The organism is Staphylococcus intermedius NCTC 11048, assembly GCF_002902385.1.
GTDB classification, from domain to species: Bacteria; Bacillota; Bacilli; order Staphylococcales; family Staphylococcaceae; genus Staphylococcus; species Staphylococcus intermedius.
On sequence record NZ_PPQH01000047.1, the window covers coordinates 1 to 1302 of the forward strand.

1 rRNA gene is annotated in these 1302 nt (G+C 52.0%); it reads right to left on the reverse strand.

Annotated elements, in window-relative coordinates:
* A 16S ribosomal RNA gene (locus tag CD138_RS10600) occupies nt 1-1280 on the reverse strand; the annotation flags it as partial.
* Nucleotides 1281-1302 lie beyond the last annotated feature (22 nt).

Genomic DNA, 1302 nt, shown 5'->3' on the forward strand with positions numbered 1-1302 from the left:
CCTCGCGGTTTTGCTGCCCTTTGTATTGTCCATTGTAGCACGTGTGTAGCCCAAATCATAAGGGGCATGATGATTTGACGTCATCCCCACCTTCCTCCGGTTTGTCACCGGCAGTCAACTTAGAGTGCCCAACTGAATGATGGCAACTAAGTTCAAGGGTTGCGCTCGTTGCGGGACTTAACCCAACATCTCACGACACGAGCTGACGACAACCATGCACCACCTGTCACTTTGTCCTCCGAAGAGGAAAACTCTATCTCTAGAGCGGTCAAAGGATGTCAAGATTTGGTAAGGTTCTTCGCGTTGCTTCGAATTAAACCACATGCTCCACCGCTTGTGCGGGTCCCCGTCAATTCCTTTGAGTTTCAGTCTTGCGACCGTACTCCCCAGGCGGAGTGCTTAATGCGTTAGCTGCAGCACTAAGGGGCGGAAACCCCCTAACACTTAGCACTCATCGTTTACGGCGTGGACTACCAGGGTATCTAATCCTGTTTGATCCCCACGCTTTCGCACATCAGCGTCAGTTGCAGACCAGAAAGCCGCCTTCGCCACTGGTGTTCCTCCATATCTCTGCGCATTTCACCGCTACACATGGAATTCCACTTTCCTCTTCTGCACTCAAGTTTTCCAGTTTCCAATGACCCTCCACGGTTGAGCCGTGGGCTTTCACATCAGACTTAAAAAACCGCCTACGCGCGCTTTACGCCCAATAATTCCGGATAACGCTTGCCACCTACGTATTACCGCGGCTGCTGGCACGTAGTTAGCCGTGGCTTTCTGGTTAGGTACCGTCAAGATGTGCACAGTTACTTACACATTTGTTCTTCCCTAACAACAGAGCTTTACGATCCGAAGACCTTCATCACTCACGCGGCGTTGCTCCGTCAGGCTTTCGCCCATTGCGGAAGATTCCCTACTGCTGCCTCCCGTAGGAGTCTGGACCGTGTCTCAGTTCCAGTGTGGCCGATCACCCTCTCAGGTCGGCTACGTATCGTCGCCTTGGTAGGCCGTTACCCCACCAACTAGCTAATACGGCGCGGGTCCATCTATAAGTGACAGCAAGACCGTCTTTCACTGTAGAACCATGCGGTTCAACATGTTATCCGGCATTAGCCCCGGTTTCCCGGAGTTATTCCAGTCTTATAGGTAGGTTACCCACGTGTTACTCACCCGTCCGCCGCTAACGTCAAAGGAGCAAGCTCCTTATCTGTTCGCTCGACTTGCATGTATTAGGCACGCCGCCAGCGTTCATCCTGAGCCAGGATCAAACTCTCCATAAAAGAAGTAAGCTTGATATAGCTC